The organism is Pseudoalteromonas sp. MM1 (assembly GCF_030296835.1).
Lineage (GTDB): Bacteria > Pseudomonadota > Gammaproteobacteria > Enterobacterales > Alteromonadaceae > Pseudoalteromonas.
The window spans coordinates 1,862,681-1,877,285 of sequence record NZ_AP027922.1; the positions used below are offsets into that span (position 1 = coordinate 1,862,681).

Below are 14,605 nucleotides of genomic sequence, written 5' to 3' on the forward strand. Positions count from 1 at the left end.
AGTGATTATCGCATGTTACTAACCGTTGTTTATATTATTGGTATTACCGCAGAAGCCATGACCGGCGCACTTAGCGCAGGTAGAATGAAAATGGATTGGTTTGGTGTTGTACTGGTTGCCAGTGCTACGGCAATTGGGGGTGGCAGCGTGCGCGATATTTTACTAGGCAATTACCCACTTACCTGGGTTCAGCACCCAGAGTATTTATTAATTACTTGCGTAGCAGGCATTGTGACTACCTGGCTTGCTAAGTGGGTGGTTAAATTTAAAGGCATTTTTATGCGCTTAGATGCGCTGGGCCTTGCGGCATTTAGTATTATTGGTTGCCAAGTTGGGCTAAATATGGGGCTGCATTATGGTATTTGTGCAGTGGCTGCAGTTGTAACCGGTGTTTTTGGTGGCTTACTGCGAGATTTAATATGTCGCCAAGCGCCGCTTGTATTACATAACGAGCTATACGCGAGTGTATCGTTACTGGTTGCTTGCTTATATTTAGCGCTGCACCATTACAATATTGATGACAACATCAGCATTATTGTAAGCCTTGTTGCAGGCTATTTAATACGTATGGCGTCAATACGCTTTAAATGGCGCTTACCTACCTTTAGTTTATTAGAGCAGCACGCTAAATAACGTAGGCTTTAATAAAATTAAGGCAAGGTAAAAAGCCCGCCTTGTGTATTTTGTAATGCATTACTTTAATGCCCACTTACATCGCTCAGCGCGGTTTTTAAGTTGCTATTATTTTGCTTAAGTACGCTAAAACTGCCGTCGGTTTCTAGCACTACGGCGGCTACATCTTCTATGGCTAATATACCCGCGCCACGAATGGCGGCGCGAATTTCTGATTTAGTTACCCGCTGCGATTTAAGTGCCGCCGTGCAGTATTCACCATTACTCAGCAATAGCGTAGGCTCTGCTTTTATAAGCGAAGCAAATTTAGATGAGCGCACACTTAGCCACGTAATAACATATTGCAGCCCTATTAACACAATAAACGCGAGCATGCCCTCTAGCAGCGCGACACTTTTTGTAATGATCACCGAGGCTAAAATAGAGCCCAGCGCAATGGTGACTATAAAGTCGAACACGTTCCATTTAGATAGCGTACGCTTACCCGATACACGCAGCCAAAACACCAGCACGATATAACTCAGTACACCAATAATAAGTACGCGTAGTAAACCCTGCATATCATCAAAAAACATAGTCACTCCCTGTAATTAATTTAGGTATAGCCTTTAATTAAACCGTACATGCCTACAAATTAAAACTGTATGAATAAAACTGGCAGTAGTCAGTTAAAGCAGTTTAAATTTAAACAACGGTTGATTATGTTGGTTTAAGCATTATATCTAAGTTTTCGCTTCTTAATTTATACAAAGGATTACCATGTCTAGCTATAACGAATCTCCAGAGCAAATTGAACAGGCCACTAAAGGCTATGTGATGCAACAAACTATGTTGCGTATTAAAGATCCCAAGCCGTCGCTCGAATTTTATCAAAATGTATTAGGTATGAAGCTATTAGGTAAGTATGACTTTCCTGAAATGAAGTTTACGTTGTACTTTTTAGGCTACGAGCCAGAGCAGCCAGAAGGTGATGATAAAACAAAAGCTAAATGGGTATTTGGTCGCCCTGCTTTAATAGAGCTTACCCATAACTGGGGCACAGAAGACGACGATAGCTTTGAGGGTTACCACAGCGGTAACCAAGAGCCTAAAGGCTTTGGTCACATTGGTATTAGCGTACCCGATGTATACGCAGCCAGTGAGCGTTTTGAAAAGTACGATGTAGAGTTTGTTAAAAAGCCAGACGATGGCTCAATGAAGGGCTTAGCCTTTATAAAAGACCCAGACGGCTACTGGATTGAAATACTCTCACCAGAGGGCATTACTGATATTATTTTTGATAAATAACCAGCGCCCACATACTAAAAAGCCAGCTTTTACGCTGGCTTTTGTGTTTTTGAATAAGGGTTAGCTTATTTACGCAGGGCGTCTATTCGGGCATCAAGCGGTGGGTGAGATGAAAACAGCTCAGCCATACCTTTACCACTTGCTATACCAAAGGCCATCATAGAGCCTTGTAATTGCGATGGGTGGTTTTGCTTTAATCGCTCAAGGGCTGAACGCATTTTGTCTGCACCTACCAATTTAGCTGCGCCGCTGTCGGCTGCAAATTCACGCTTACGGCTGTAACTTGCTACCACTATGCTTGCAAGCACACCAAATACCACTTGGAATAGCATGTCGAATAAAAAGTAAGACCAGCTACTACCGCCCTCTTCTTCATCGCCATTTAAAAAGTTATCAACTATGCCTGCCAGTACTTTTGCGGCAAATATTACAAAGGTATTTACCACGCCTTGTATTAGCGTAAGCGTTACCATATCGCCGTTAGCTACGTGCGATACTTCGTGGGCAAGTACGGCCTCGGCTTGGTCTTGATTCATGTTATGTAATAAACCAGTGCTTACCGCCACCAGTGATTTGTTTTTACTTGGGCCGGTTGCAAAGGCGTTCATTTCTGGGCTGTCGTAAATTGCTACTTCAGGCATTTTTATACCTGCTTTTTGTGCTTGAGCCGATACGGTTTGTACAAGCCAGTGCTCGGTTTCATTGCGTGGTTGAGTAATCACCTGTGCGCCCGTTGATTTTTTAGCAATCCACTTAGACATAAATAACGAAATAAACGAACCACCAAAGCCAAATACAGAGGCTATAAGTAATATCCCGCCAAGGCTACGATGGCTTAAACCCAGCGCGCTCATTATTATTGAAAGCACTACACCTAATACCAACATAACCGCTAGGTTAGTTAATAAAAACAAAAATATACGTTTCATATTGTCCTCACAAAAATAGGTTTGATCACCGAACATAAAATTAAATTAGGTTAAAGCAATCACCACGCTTTGACACACTATGTCAAAGCGCTGGTGTTATTCTGTGACAAACTATGTCATAACGCAAGGGTTATTTGTGAGTTTACTAATAAATTTTTGAGTGGCGTTTAAAAAGGCACTAAAGCGTGGCGTAACAAGGTTATTAAATCTAGTTACGCTTATAAAAACAACTAGTTGCAGGGTTTTCCATTACTTTTAATGCAATTATTAACCGTTGCCATATCTGTAGGAAAACCACGCTCTTTTGCAAGTAATTGTGCCACCTTGGTTATATCGTCATGGTTGTGCTTGGCAAGATATGTCCACTGGTGATGAGTACGGTGCTGATTAATGTGCGTATCGTTGCTTATTAAGCCAAGTTTAGTAAATTCAGCCACTATTTCATCGGCTGCGATTAAGGTGGATGACGCTTTTACGTTTTCGGCTCGTGCGTAGCTAATATGCGAATATAAACTAACATCTGCAACGCGCAAGGTGTCATCTTCGCCTGGGATTTGCTGGCCACCAAATAAAGCATTGTTTTGCGTGTTGGCACTTTTAAATGCCGGAACAAACTCAGCTACATAATCAATGGCTTTTTGACTACGCTCAAGTAATACCTGCTGATCCCACCCATTGTTTATGTAATTTAAATATTTAGCTGGCAATTGCGGCTGTGCACTTTGCTCGTTGGTATCGGCTAAACCATCGTTAAACAAGGTAATTGAGTTAGTCATACCATGAATTTGATAATAGCCATTAGGATAAGGCGTTAGCTGTGCCATGCCCTCTGGAGTACCACGGTTACCATAAATAATAATTTCCGGTATTTGCCCACCAGCGCCCTGCCAATGAGTAATGTATGAAGCTTTAAATTCAACCATACGTTTTGCATCAACCCCTACCATATCGTCTACAATACCGGTTTGAAAGCCGCAGGCATTTATTAGGTAGTCAACTTCTATTGTTTGTATGGCGTTACTTTGAACACTTTGGTATTCAATTTTCCAGGTTGGCGGTTGATTATTGGCACTGGTTTGCTCAATTTGGCTAACCTGCTTTACCTCTGTGCTGGTAAGTACATTAGCGTGTTCGTACTGGGCAAGGGCAAGTTGGGCGCTGGCCGATAATCTAAAAATATTCCAACCGTATTCTTGTGCAACAATTAGCGGGTATTTTACTTTGTTCAAATTTAAGTGCTTAGCAACGGGGATCATCCACTCATCTAATGTTTTAGGCTCAGCAACCTGTTCTTTTTTATTCAGCGCTAGCATTTGCTCATAACTATATAGCTGGTAGTAATTGTCGGGCTCGCCAAGTACCTCGTTATTGCTGTCTTGCGCGACTAACGCTTTATATACTTGGGTAAGCTTATCTAGGCGTGGTAGTAAGTCTTCAGGTAAGTCGTTATCGCGTGTTGGCACTGCAAACACGGTTGGACGCACGTCTATGGTGTATGGGTATAAGCGAACAATATCAATACATTGTTTGAGTAAATCTATGCAGTCTTCGTCCGGTATTTCGCGGTATAAATTACCACCGGCATGCAAATGGCACATGGGTGGGCCATCTATCAGTGAGGTTTTTTGCTCAAAAATAGTGGTTTGAATGCCTAGCGCTGCTAATCGTATAGCTATTGTTGCCCCTGCTGTGCCGCCACCTAAAATACCTACATGGGTTTTATGCTGAGTACTTGGCTTTACCTCGGTTTCACCCGTTACCTGTGTAGTTTGATTAAAGCGATTAATATATGGGTGCGTCATGTAGCGGGGTTTTTCCTTGGTAGCGATAGCTTTAGCTTCTAATATGTGTACTAAGGGTGATATTTTCAAGGCGTAAATACAATTAATAAGCTCATGTATTTAATATAAAAACTGCTTTGTATTTAATACCCATCCTCAAAATAGATCACTTAATTATGCGGATTGGTATAAAAACACAAAGCAGCCACAGTTAGCTTTGTATATTGAGGGTATTAAGTAAGGTTTTGTATATTTGCAGTTTAGGGGTTTGCTCGCTGTATGGACTTATAGCCAAAATAGGAAATGGCAAGCGTGCTTTTAATGAATCAAGGTTAGCTTGGTATTCGTCCATATTTGGGTCTACTTGGTTGGCAATCCAGCCTACGCAGTTAATGCCTAAACTCTGCATATGGGCAGCGGTGAGTAAAGCATGGTTTAAGCAGCCTAGTTTCATGCCTACTACTAAAATTACGGGTAGTTGCTCGGCCTTAACCCAGTCGTATAAATAATCGGTATTATTTATTGGCAGTGCCCAGCCACCAGCACCTTCGGTTAGGTGGTAATCGGCTCCTTGTTGTTTAAGGGTGGAGTACGCTGCGCTTAGTTTATCAAGCGTAATGGTTATCCCTACTTGCTCTGCGGCGATATGCGGTGCAATGGGCGGCGCAAAAGCAAAGGGGTTTATTACATCGTATTTGGCACTTACCGTGGCGCTTTCCATCAGCATAAGTGCATCGGCATTTACTAGCTGATCAAACGCCATTTCGCAGCCTGCGGCCAGTGGCTTAAAGCCAATCGCATTTTTTTTATGTTGGGCAAGCAGCTTTAATAGCAAACTCGTAACGTGGGTTTTTCCGGCGTCGGTGTCGGTTCCGGTAATAAAAAATTCTTTCATTTTACTGCCTTGATTAATTTTAACCTGGCTACTTATGTTTTGGTAATCGGTTTTTTTAAGGATAATAATACCACATGGTACGACACACACGCTTGATTGTTTAATAGCGGATATGCATTACACACTTTTTGCAGAGCCAATTTAGTTAATAACCCTTGTCGTGAATTAGCATGGTTTTGCGTTGTAGCACCAATGGCTTTAATAGATTTAATAGCTTGTAACGGGCTTGAATAACAATCGGTATACATTACTTTTTGCGAGCTATTAATACTAAACCCCGCTTTTTGGACCGACTGGTTTATATGTTCGTGTGTATTAAAAGTATTTATATGGCTGCGGTTATCAAGCGCTGCAAATGCAGTTTGTATTTCATTAAGCGAACCCGCCACTACGGTACTTATATAGGCTTGCCCTCCTGGCTTTAAGCTTTTATAAAGCGCCTGCATTAATTTTTCAAAATTAGCCGACCACTGCACTGCAAAGTTACTAAATACGGTATCAATACTGTTTGCTTGTAGCGGCAGGTTATCCATATCCGCACAAATTTTGGGGGTAGTTAATAGCGAACTTTTAAGCATGTTTAAACTTAAATCTATAGCGATTACATGGCCGTATTGTTCGTTTAGCCGTGAAGTATTAACCAATGGCCCAGCCCCTAAATCTACACACAGTTTATTTTGGTCTTGTGGATGAATGTTTATTAATTTAAATAGGTCACGTGCTGCGAGTTTTTGTACGTTTGCATGGTTGTTGTAATTATCAGCCGCTTTAGAAAACTTATTGCATGCTCCTTTTTTAAGCGCTGAACGAGGGCATACTTGCTCACTGTGTTGCGGTACACTATTTATTGGCGAAAGCACCGGTTTTTTATCTAAAACCGGCTTATTGTGGGTATGAGCTAAGGCCTGCGCTCTCATGCTATAGCGCCTTTTAGCTGTTCAACAAGTTTACTTATATCTGTATGGGTATGCGCCGCGGTTAAAGTAACACGTAGCCGTGCGGTATTATGCGCTACCGTGGGTGGGCGAATAGCGGTTAACCAAATACCCTGCTTTTTTAGTTGCTCAGCGGCTTTAAGCGTTTGCTCAGCGCAACCAAGTACAATGGGCTGAATGGCAGTGCTTGACTCCATTACAGCAATGGCGTGTTTTTTACAAAGCTGCTTAAAAAAAGCAATATTACTACTAAGCTGCTGGCGTTTATCGTTGGCTGATTTAACCGCTTTTAAACGCGATAACGTAAGCGCTGCAATAAGCGGCGACATTGCGGTTGAATACGTGTAGTCGCGGTTAAACTGTAGCATGTAATTAATAAATTGGTTATTTGCCAATACACATGCGCCACTACTCGCTACTGCTTTTCCAAAGGTAATCACCAGTATATCGGGAAGTGCAAATCCCTCTTCTAACAAAGCCTCACAGCTACCTAAACCGGTTTTACCTAGTGCGCCAAAACCATGTGCATCGTCAATCATAAGCCAGGCATTATGCTCTTTTGCCAAAGCAAGCAGCTCTTTTAAAGGGGCGATATCGCCATCCATCGAAAACACCCCTTCACTAATAATAAGCTTATTGTGGGCTTTTGACTTTTCGAGCCGCGAACGCAAATGCTTTAAATCGTTATGATTAAAACGCACTAATGCGGCATTTGAGTGCATTGCACCATCAATTAAGCTGGCATGATTTAGCTTATCTTGAAAAATAGCACTGTTTTGCGCGGCGGCTTTGTCTTGAAACAGCGCTTTAATTACACTGCTATTTGCACTAAATCCCGAGTTAAACAACATACCTGCCTCGTAGCCAAGTTGCTCACATAGGTAGTGTTCTAGCTGTTGTTGCTGCGCTTGATAACCTGTAACTAATGGCGAGCTATGGCTACCAAGTGCTTGGCTTTGCTCAAGGTTTAATTTGTACTCGCCAAAGCCTAAGTAGTCATTACTGGCAAAATTAAGGTAAGTTGTGTTATTTACCGTAATAGTACGTGCTGTGGCGCTTTGCACCACATGGCGTTTACGTAATAACGCATCTTGCTGGCGCGCTTGAATATGCGTATTTATAAATTCAAATGGCATAAAAGTTAAACTTAAGCTTCGTAAAACAGTTCTGACGTTGCTTTATCAGCTACTTGTGATGAAAGCGAGGCGGCTACGGCTTCGTCTGAATAGTCTTGGTGTTTTTCAGGGTTCATACCTAATTTTTTTATGAGCTTCATATCGGCATCGGCCTCTGGGTTTTCGGTAGTGAGTAGCTTATCACCATAAAATATTGAGTTAGCCCCTGCAAAAAAACACATAGATTGCATTTGCTCGTTCATGGCGCTGCGCCCTGCCGATAAACGCACGTAGCTGTGTGGCATCATAATGCGGGCTGTTGCAATGGTACGTATAAATTCAAAATGATCTAAATCGTCTACGTTTTCAAGCGGTGTGCCTTTTACTTTTACCAGCATATTAATAGGTACGCTTTCAGGTTGTTGTGGTAAATTTGCTAGCTGCATTAGTAAACCGTATCGGTCGCTTGCTTGCTCGCCCATGCCTACAATACCGCCTGAACACACTTTCATGCCCGCATCACGCACATGATCTATGGTGTTTAATCTGTCTTCAAAGGTGCGCGTAGATATAATTTGCTCGTAATACTCAGGCGAAGTGTCGAGGTTATGATTGTAGTAATCAAGGCCGGCATTACTGAGTTCATGTGCTTTTTCGTTGGTGAGTTTTCCAAGGGTCATACAGGTTTCTAGGCCAAGTTCTTTTACTTCTTTTACCATTTTAGAAATATAAGGCATGTCTCTGTCTTTAGGATCTGACCATGCTGCCCCCATACAAAAGCGGGTTGCGCCTTTTTGTTTAGCTAGGCGTGCTTGCTCTACCACTTTTTCTACTTCTAGCAGGCGCTCGCGTTCTAGGTCGGTTTTATAATGCCCCGATTGCGGACAGTATTTGCAATCCTCTGGGCAAGCCCCTGTTTTAATTGATAGTAAAGTAGATATTTGTACTTCGTTAGGATTAAAATTAGCACGGTGAACCGACGCGGCTTTAAAGAGTAAATCGTTAAATGGCATTTCAAATAATGCCTTTACTTGAGCGTGGGTCCAATCGTGGCGAACAGGTGCATGTTCCATATTAGTCTCTTATTTTTTCTCAGTGGTGATGTTGGATTAGTCTACGTCTTGAAGTACCATTGTCAACGAAACCAACCAAGTTAAAGTTTACATATGAACAAAAAACAAACGATTGACCTTGATTTTGATCGTGACCATATTTGGCACCCTTACACTTCAATGACACAGCCTATTCCGGTTTACCCTGTTACTCATGCAAATCATAATTTAATTTACCTAGAAACCGGTGAGCAACTCATTGATGGCATGGCCTCATGGTGGAGTGCAATACATGGCTATAATCACCCGGTTTTAAATAACGCCATGGTTGAACAAATGAATAACATGAGCCATGTCATGTTTGGCGGCATTACCCATAACAGCGCGGTAGAGCTGTGTAAAAGGCTTATTACAATTACCCCCAAAAGTTTAACTAAGGTGTTTTTAGCCGATAGCGGCTCGGTAAGTGTAGAAGTAGCGATAAAAATGGCGCTGCAATATTGGCTAAGCCAAGGCATTAACACAAAACAAAAATTAATGACGCCGTATAAGGGTTATCATGGTGATACATTTGCTGCTATGAGCGTGTGCGACCCCGTTAATTCTATGCACAGTTTGTACAAGGGGTTTTTACCAGAGCATCTATTTGTGCCCGCCCCTGTGAGTAAATTTGATGGCGATTTTAACCAAGCAGAAGCCCAAACACTTGAGCACTACTTTGAAGCGCACCACCACGAGGTAGCCGCTTTTATTATTGAGCCTATTGTCCAAAATGCCGGTGGCATGAACTTTTATCACCCCGATTACTTAGCTTGCGTTCGCAAACTTTGCAGCCAATATAATGTATTGCTAATTTGCGACGAAATAGCCACAGGATTTGGCCGCACGGGTAAATTATTTGCTGTTGAACACGCTGACATTGAGCCGGATATTTTATGTATTGGCAAAGCACTTACCGGTGGCTCAATGACGCTTTCAGCCACACTTACCAGTGAAAAAATTGCAACAGGCATAAGCGAAGGCGAAGCAGGTGTTTTGATGCACGGACCTACATTTATGGGCAACCCGCTTGCCTGTGCGGTTGCGTGCGCCAGTATAGATTTGCTACTAGCGCAAAACTGGCAACAACGTATTAGCGATCTAAACGGCCAGTTACAACAACTCAATAAGTGCAGTGAACTTGATGGCGTAGCCGATGTTCGCACATTAGGCGCAATAGGTGTAGTGGAGCTAAACGATGCTGCAGGCAGCGTTGATGTAGCTAAAATACAACGTTTTTTTGTAAAGCAAGGGGTATGGATACGCCCGTTTGGTAAACTTATTTACCTCATGCCACCGTATATAAGTGACGAAAAAAGCATTAAAACTTTGTGCGATGCGATTTATAACGCAATTAAAGGTAAACATTACCGCTAAAATACATAATCATACAACATTTGCATACTAACTATTTACTTGTTATTACCTAATTTATAACAAGTTTTATGCTTTATTTAGGTGCTTTTGATATATTGATTTTAGTAAATATTACGGATATGATAATGTCTATCATTTACAATTACCTTTCGGACTCTCTACTTATGAAACACCTTTCTAAATCTGTAAAAACATTAGGCGCAAGTTTATTACTTGCTTCTGCTTTTGTAACACAACCGGCGCTTGCAAATGGCCCAATTGGTGAGCATGTAAACCATTTACAGGCAAACCTTAAAGACTATTCAGAAGAAGTAGAATGGATGGTTGGCAAAGTAGATACCATGGTAAGCAACTACAGCAAAAGCGGCGCTAAAGCAGTTAAAAGTGATGATTTAATTGAATATTGGGAGTCAGTTAAGTTTCATAGCGCGATTGAAACAAACTACGTACCTGTTTATGCATCAATATGGCAAGGTATTTATGGTGTAAAAATGGCCATTGATAACAATAAACCTGCCGAAGAAGTACGCAAACAGCAAAAAGCCATGAACATAGCCTTGTGGCAAGGTCTTGGTGCTGTTAAGCTTGCCGCAAAATTCCAGCAAAAAGGCTTGCTAGACACTGTTAAAGCCACAGCAACAGAAGGCATGACGCAAAGTGCCACTATTGACGAAATTAAGCATAAGCTTGACCGTGTTGTTGCTAAATTTGCAGAGCGCTTAAACGAAGAAGCCACTGAAATTGTTCATGACACTTACCTGCACCTTTTTGAAGGCGTGGAAGGTACACTTATTGAACAAGATGCAAAATTAGTAGAAGTACTGGAAAAAGATTTTAACGTAACACTGCCGCAAACAATCAAAAGTGCTAAAAGCGTTGATGAGGTTCGTGATGTGGTAAGTGATATGCACACTAAATTAGACCGCGCTAAAACGCTAATAGAAAAAGCGGAGAAGTCGCGTAAGGATGTTTTTTAAGTGAAGCGTAGGACCTTTATACAAGGCCTAGCTGCGTTAGGGGTTGTTGGCGCTTTGCCACTGCCCCTTTCTCGCGCGCTAGCTGCCGATATAGCAAAGCCAGTGTCTGTTGATAATTTACCAAAGCTTAAAGGTGATTTAACCTTATACCTAGGCCGCGGCGAAGGTGGTTTGTATGAAAATGTATTACAAGCCATTCAGAAAAAAAATCCTGATTTTAATTTAGCTATTCGCCGCGGCCCGACTGCTGCGCTTGCTAATACAATAGTGGCAGAGGCAAAAGCAGGTGTACGCCGCGCCGATTTATTTTGGGCGGTTGACTCAGGCGCTATCGGCTTAGTAACCGATGCAGGCCTTGCAAAGCCCCTACCGAATGATTTATCTGCACAGTTACAACCGCAATTTAGATATGATCAATGGGCCCCTGTAACTGGCCGTATTCGTACATTACCGTATAACACGTCGCGGTTAACTAAAGATCAAATCCCAACAAGCATTATGGACATTGCCGATAGCGATTTATCAATTGGTTGGGCGCCTGCTTATGCATCTTTCCAATCGTTTGTAACGGCTATGCGAATTTTAGAAGGCGATGATAAAACCGCTAAATGGCTTAAAAAAGTTAAAAAACGTGCTAAAACTTACGCTGGTGAACTCGGTGTTGTTATGGCAGTAGAGCGCGGTGAAGTAGATATTGGTTTTGCTAATCACTACTACACACTGCGTCTTAAATCAGGTAAACCCGATGCTAAACTAGATTTAGCCTTTACCGAACAAGATGCAGGCTGTTTAGTTAATGCCTCTGGCATACTAACGCTAAACGATGACCCGCTTGCAACTAACTTTATGCGTTACTTACTTAGCGAAGAAGTGCAAGGTTATTTAGCACGCGAAGCATACGAAATACCGCTTGTTAATGGCATTACTCAGCCTGAAGGCTTGCCTTCTTTAAGTGATATCTCTCCACCAAAAGTTGATTTAACTCAACTTGCGGATTTACGCCCAACCATAGACTTAATGCGCAACAACGGCGTTTTATAAATGCGACTACCTGCTTCTTACCCAATGGCGCTGCTTGCAGCGCTCATTACGATTACCCCTGTTTATATTTTAATTACCTTAGCCAGTGACACAAGTACCCTTTTTGATAGCCATAATTTAAAAATACTCGGCAATACTTTATCGCTAATGGGCTTAACCGTATTAGGTTCAATTCTTATTGGGGTACCCCTGGCCTTTATAAGTGCTTATGTGCATTTACCATTTAAAAAAATATGGCTAGTGATTTTTGCAGCGCCTTTGGCCATTCCAAGTTATATTGGCGCGTTTACTTTGTATGCTGCGTTTGGCCCAGGTGGTGAAATAAATAACCTACTAGGCTTTGAAACCCCACCCATGTACGGGTTAAGTGGTGCCGCCATTGTAATGACCTTATATACATTCCCTTTTGTAATGATGACCACACGCTCGTCTCTGCTTAGTTTAGATGCCAGTATGGTTAACGCAGCACGCACTTTGGGTATGTCGATGACACAAAGTGTATTTAAAGTGATTTTACCTCGTGTTGTAAACGGTATTGCAGCAGGCTCGTTATTAGTAGCGCTTTATACCCTTTCGGATTTTGGTACTCCCGCCATGATGCGCCTAGACACCTTTACCCGTGTTATTTATGTTGAATACAATGCCTTTGCACTAGGCAGAGCTGCCATGCTCTCTTTACAATTAATGGTAATTGTGGGCTTTTTATTACTTGTTGAATCACAAATTAAAACTGCGAGTGAGCGCCACGGACGCCCCTTAGTGTTGTTTCCTAATAAATGGCAAATAACAGCGATGATTGCTGCCTTTGGCCCTATTTTATTACTCGCTATTGGCTTACCTCTGGCGATATTTTTTGTATGGCTTGCACGCGATGGTTACAGCAACTTTGACTTTAGCATTGCCTGGAATTCAGCGTATGCCTCAGCCATTGCGGCCATTGTTGCTGTTATTGTTGCAGTGCCTGTTGCTCATGCCGCATTAAGCGGAAAAGCCGGTAGAATCATGGAGCGTGTTACCTATTTTGGTTTTGGTATTCCTGGCATAGTAATGGGCACAGCGTTGGTATATGGCGGCTTGCAACTCCCGTTTTTGTATCAAACGTTAGCGCTTCTGATTATTGCTTACATGCTACGATTTTTACCCCTTGCCGTTGGCTCTATTCGCACCAGTACAGAGCATTTAGATCAAAGCTTAATTAAATCGGCACGTGTACTGGGTGCAAGCCCACGTGAGGCCTTTACCCGTATTACCTTGCCACTAACAATGCGTGGTATTATTGCCGGCGCTGCATTGGTATTTTTAGAATCAATGCGAGAGCTTGAAGCAACACTGCTTTTAGGCCCAACCGGATTTGAAACACTTTCTACCTATTTATGGCGTGTGTACGAAGCCGGCTATTTTGGACGCGCTGCAATACCAGGTTTATTGTTAGTGGTGATTTCTGCCTGTGGCTTAGCTATTATGATGTCTGGCGAAAAACGTAACCAACTCGAACATTGAGGATTTAAAAACAAATGCTATCTGTAAGCCAGTTGTCTATAGATTACGGCAGTAACCGTGTAGTAAGCGATTTAAATATATCGTTAGGTGACAATGAAATTCTCATGCTAGTAGGCCCTACGGGCTGCGGTAAAAGTACAATATTGCAAGCTCTTGCAGGGCTTATCCCCATTAGCGAGGGTGAAATAAACGTAGGTAAGTGGTGTGCAACGCCAAAGCGTAATGTGCCCCCTGAAAAACGCAGTGTGGGTATGGTGTTTCAAGATTTTGCATTGTTTCCGCACTTAACGGTTGAGCAAAACATTTGTTTTAGATTAAAAGACACCGCCATCGCCGATCATTGGATTAAACTACTTGGTCTAAATGATTTTAGAGCAAAAAAGCCTGCTACTCTTTCTGGTGGTCAAAAGCAGCGTGTAGCACTTGCTCGTACACTTGCCCACCAGCCAGATTTTGTGCTGCTGGATGAGCCACTTTCCAACCTTGATGCCGCATTAAAAGATATGTTGCGCTGGGATATTAGAAATGCCCTAAAAGAAGCGGGAGTGCCTGCAGTGTGGGTAACTCATGACCAGGAAGAAGCGCTTTCAGTAGGTGACCGTGTTGGTGTATTACAAAACGGTAAAATACAACAACTCGACAGCCCTGAGCATTGCTTTAGCATGCCGAACAACCGCTTTGTAGCGCGTTTTTTAGGTGAGGCAAGCTTTATTGCTGGGCAGTTCGAAAATGGCCAAGCAACAACCAGTATTGGTGTAGCACCTGGGCAAGGTATAGACTGCGACAGTGGCGAGGTTGATGTGTTGCTTCGCCCTGATGATGTACAGCTTATTCAAAACTTAAATCAACCTAACGGTGAAGTTGTTTGGGTACGCTTTGAAGGCGGCAGCCGTTTATGTGCGGTTAAATTAAGCTGTAATACGCTAGTTACTAGCCGTGTAAGCCATGAGGTTGTGGTTAATCCTGGCGACAGCGTTCATGTATCTATTGTGACGACTCACCCGCTGGCTGTGTATAAAAAGCAATAATTAAATTATGAGGTAG

General features: G+C 42.3%; 14 protein-coding genes. 7 read left to right on the plus strand and 7 right to left on the minus strand.

Annotated elements, in window-relative coordinates:
- Positions 1-12 precede the first annotated feature (12 nt).
- Entirely contained in the window at positions 13-633 is a 621-nt protein-coding gene (locus QUE46_RS08455; RefSeq protein ID WP_286244402.1) for a trimeric intracellular cation channel family protein, read from the plus strand.
- 65 nt (positions 634-698) lie between these two features.
- On the opposite strand, the gene QUE46_RS08460 is transcribed toward QUE46_RS08455, so the two are convergent.
- The gene (locus tag QUE46_RS08460; protein ID WP_286244403.1) at positions 699-1,208 is read right to left on the minus strand and encodes a DUF421 domain-containing protein; all 510 of its coding nucleotides are present in this window, start codon (positions 1,206-1,208) and stop codon (positions 699-701) included.
- 184 nt (positions 1,209-1,392) lie between these two features.
- Here QUE46_RS08460 and gloA point away from each other — a divergent pair, with 184 nt between their 5' ends.
- Positions 1,393-1,920: a lactoylglutathione lyase gene (gloA, locus tag QUE46_RS08465; RefSeq protein WP_286244404.1), complete on the plus strand. Its 528-nt coding sequence runs from the start codon at positions 1,393-1,395 to the stop codon at positions 1,918-1,920.
- A 65-nt stretch (positions 1,921-1,985) separates the two neighbouring features.
- Here the strand turns inward: gloA and htpX are convergent, their stop codons facing one another.
- The 6 genes from htpX to bioB all read right to left on the minus strand — a co-directional run bounded on the left by htpX (position 1,986) and on the right by bioB (position 8,648).
- A complete protein-coding gene (gene htpX, locus QUE46_RS08470) occupies positions 1,986-2,849 on the minus strand; it encodes a protease HtpX (protein ID WP_286244405.1) in 864 nt (287 codons plus the stop codon).
- Between the two features lie 230 nt (positions 2,850-3,079).
- On the minus strand, positions 3,080-4,651 hold the full coding sequence (locus QUE46_RS08475; RefSeq protein ID WP_286244406.1) for an FAD-dependent oxidoreductase: 1,572 nt from the start codon (positions 4,649-4,651) through the stop codon (positions 3,080-3,082).
- A 190-nt stretch (positions 4,652-4,841) separates the two neighbouring features.
- Positions 4,842-5,525 carry a dethiobiotin synthase gene (gene bioD, locus QUE46_RS08480; RefSeq protein ID WP_286244407.1) on the minus strand — a complete coding sequence of 228 codons (684 nt, stop codon included), beginning with the start codon at positions 5,523-5,525 and terminating at the stop codon, positions 4,842-4,844.
- 32 nt (positions 5,526-5,557) lie between these two features.
- Positions 5,558-6,442, minus strand: a complete 885-nt coding sequence (locus QUE46_RS08485; RefSeq protein WP_286244408.1) for a methyltransferase domain-containing protein — start codon at positions 6,440-6,442, stop codon at positions 5,558-5,560.
- Positions 6,439-7,596: an 8-amino-7-oxononanoate synthase gene (locus tag QUE46_RS08490; RefSeq protein WP_286244409.1), complete on the minus strand. Its 1,158-nt coding sequence runs from the start codon at positions 7,594-7,596 to the stop codon at positions 6,439-6,441. The genes QUE46_RS08485 and QUE46_RS08490 overlap by 4 nt, the downstream gene beginning before the upstream one ends.
- Positions 7,597-7,607: 11 nt before the next feature.
- Positions 7,608-8,648, minus strand: a complete 1,041-nt coding sequence (bioB, locus tag QUE46_RS08495; protein WP_286244410.1) for a biotin synthase BioB — start codon at positions 8,646-8,648, stop codon at positions 7,608-7,610.
- A 93-nt stretch (positions 8,649-8,741) separates the two neighbouring features.
- Here bioB and bioA point away from each other — a divergent pair, with 93 nt between their 5' ends.
- The 5 genes from bioA to QUE46_RS08520 all read left to right on the plus strand — a co-directional run bounded on the left by bioA (position 8,742) and on the right by QUE46_RS08520 (position 14,589).
- Positions 8,742-10,043: an adenosylmethionine--8-amino-7-oxononanoate transaminase gene (bioA, locus tag QUE46_RS08500; protein WP_286244411.1), complete on the plus strand. Its 1,302-nt coding sequence runs from the start codon at positions 8,742-8,744 to the stop codon at positions 10,041-10,043.
- Positions 10,044-10,207: 164 nt separating this feature from the next.
- On the plus strand, positions 10,208-11,020 hold the full coding sequence (locus tag QUE46_RS08505; protein WP_286247711.1) for a hypothetical protein: 813 nt from the start codon (positions 10,208-10,210) through the stop codon (positions 11,018-11,020).
- Positions 11,021-12,061 (plus strand): extracellular solute-binding protein, encoded by a 1,041-nt coding sequence (locus tag QUE46_RS08510; protein WP_286244412.1) that lies wholly within the window; start codon positions 11,021-11,023, stop codon positions 12,059-12,061.
- Positions 12,062-13,561: an iron ABC transporter permease gene (locus tag QUE46_RS08515; RefSeq protein ID WP_286244413.1), complete on the plus strand. Its 1,500-nt coding sequence runs from the start codon at positions 12,062-12,064 to the stop codon at positions 13,559-13,561. It abuts the gene before it with no gap.
- A gap of 14 nt (positions 13,562-13,575) precedes the next feature.
- On the plus strand, positions 13,576-14,589 hold the full coding sequence (locus QUE46_RS08520) for an ABC transporter ATP-binding protein (protein WP_286244414.1): 1,014 nt from the start codon (positions 13,576-13,578) through the stop codon (positions 14,587-14,589).
- The last annotated feature ends 16 nt before the right edge of the window (positions 14,590-14,605 follow it).

Bases quoted from the DNA above. Each gene is read 5' to 3' on its own strand.
- QUE46_RS08455 (WP_286244402.1), top strand. From the start codon at position 13: ATGTTACTAACCGTTGTTTATATTATTGGTATTACCGCAGAAGCCATG.
- QUE46_RS08460 (WP_286244403.1), bottom strand. From the start codon at position 1,208: ATGTTTTTTGATGATATGCAGGGTTTACTACGCGTACTTATTATTGGT.
- gloA (WP_286244404.1), top strand. From the start codon at position 1,393: ATGTCTAGCTATAACGAATCTCCAGAGCAAATTGAACAGGCCACTAAA.
- htpX (WP_286244405.1), bottom strand. From the start codon at position 2,849: ATGAAACGTATATTTTTGTTTTTATTAACTAACCTAGCGGTTATGTTG.
- QUE46_RS08475 (WP_286244406.1), bottom strand. From the start codon at position 4,651: ATGACGCACCCATATATTAATCGCTTTAATCAAACTACACAGGTAACG.
- bioD (WP_286244407.1), bottom strand. From the start codon at position 5,525: ATGAAAGAATTTTTTATTACCGGAACCGACACCGACGCCGGAAAAACC.
- QUE46_RS08485 (WP_286244408.1), bottom strand. From the start codon at position 6,442: ATGAGAGCGCAGGCCTTAGCTCATACCCACAATAAGCCGGTTTTAGAT.
- QUE46_RS08490 (WP_286244409.1), bottom strand. From the start codon at position 7,596: ATGCCATTTGAATTTATAAATACGCATATTCAAGCGCGCCAGCAAGAT.
- bioB (WP_286244410.1), bottom strand. From the start codon at position 8,648: ATGGAACATGCACCTGTTCGCCACGATTGGACCCACGCTCAAGTAAAG.
- bioA (WP_286244411.1), top strand. From the start codon at position 8,742: ATGAACAAAAAACAAACGATTGACCTTGATTTTGATCGTGACCATATT.
- QUE46_RS08505 (WP_286247711.1), top strand. From the start codon at position 10,208: ATGAAACACCTTTCTAAATCTGTAAAAACATTAGGCGCAAGTTTATTA.
- QUE46_RS08515 (WP_286244413.1), top strand. From the start codon at position 12,062: ATGCGACTACCTGCTTCTTACCCAATGGCGCTGCTTGCAGCGCTCATT.
- QUE46_RS08520 (WP_286244414.1), top strand. From the start codon at position 13,576: ATGCTATCTGTAAGCCAGTTGTCTATAGATTACGGCAGTAACCGTGTA.